1 protein-coding gene is annotated in these 1,382 nt (G+C 64.9%); it reads left to right on the top strand.

The window, feature by feature from the left end; all coding sequences use genetic code 11:
* Positions 1 to 181 precede the first annotated feature (181 nt).
* Positions 182 to 1,375, top strand: coding sequence for an ISL3 family transposase (locus Ahu01nite_RS50010; RefSeq protein WP_203843838.1), 1,194 nt, complete (start codon positions 182 to 184; stop codon positions 1,373 to 1,375).
* Positions 1,376 to 1,382 lie beyond the last annotated feature (7 nt).

Genomic DNA, 1,382 nt, shown 5'->3' on the forward strand with positions numbered 1-1,382 from the left:
TGTGCCAATTAGTGGGTTTGTGTGGGTAGGTAATACGGGTGAATGGGCAGGTTTTGCATGCAGAGGCGGCGCGCACCGGCTCTGGTCTCGTGTGGACGGTTGCTGAGACCTGTCCGATCGAGGGAGCCCTGTGCGCGCCGCCGTGTTATTGAACCGTCTTCTGGGTTTTAAGGGAACTGTGGTGCAGGACTTCACCCTCTCCGGCGGTGATCTCGTGGTTCATCTGCGGTTACGTTCTGCGGTGCTGGTCTGTCCGTGCGGGTGGACCAGCCGGGCCCGTTACGACACCTCACGCCGGCGGTGGCGGCACCTGGATCTGGGCCGTTACCGGGTTCTGATCGAGTCCGACATCCGCCGTATCGACTGCCGGCGGTGCGGGCGGGTTCGCACCGAATGGATGCCGTTCGCCCGCCCCGGCGCCCGGCACACCCGCGATTTCGAGGACAAGGCGGCCTGGCTGACTCAACGCATGTCCAAACGCGGGGTCGCACAGTTCCTGGGCACGACCTGGGAAAAGATCGACACCCTGATCCGTGGTCAGGTCGCCGATCACCTCGACAACGACGATGAACGCCTCACCGGCCTGCACCGCCTCGGCGTCGACGAGATCGCCTACCGCAAAGGCCGTAAATTCCTGACCGTGGTCACCGACCACGACACCGGCCGGATCGTGCACCTCGCCGAAGGCCGCACCAGCGAAGCCCTGGCCATGTTCTACCGCCGGCTCGGCCCCGACCGGCAGGCGACGATCGAAGCGGTCAGCATGGACATGACCTCGATCTACCGCGAACCCACCCGCGAACACCTACCCCACGCAGCGATCTGCTTCGACCCGTTCCACGTCATCACCTGGGCCGGTGACAGCCTCAACGCCGCCCACACCAGCCTGACCAAACCCGCGCGGGCGATCACCGTCACCGGCCTGAACCCCGCCCAGACCTGGCGCAAGATCCGAGCCACCCTGCGCGCCGCCGCGGAGAACCTCGACACCACCGGACACGCCATCATCGAGCAACTACGCCTGCGTCACCACAAACTCTGGCGCGCCTGGCAGTTGAAAGAACGCCTGCGTGACCTCTACCGCACCACCACCGCGACCGACGCCGCCACCTACCTCAAAGCCTGGATCACCGCCGCGAAACGCAGCCGCCTGACCGGCTTCAAAGCCCTCGCCCGCCGCATCGCCCGCAACTTCGACGGCATCATCAACGCCATCACCCACCAACTGTCGAACTCCCTCACCGAAGGACTCAACGCCGGCATCCGACGCATCCAAAACCGCGCCCACGGCTACGCCGACCTCACCAACCTCACCGAAATGATCTGGCTCTGCCACGGCGGCATCCCCACAAAACCACCCACACAAACCCACTAATTGGCAC

Source organism: Winogradskya humida (assembly GCF_016862215.1).
Classification (GTDB): Bacteria; Actinomycetota; Actinomycetes; order Mycobacteriales; family Micromonosporaceae; genus Actinoplanes; species Actinoplanes humidus.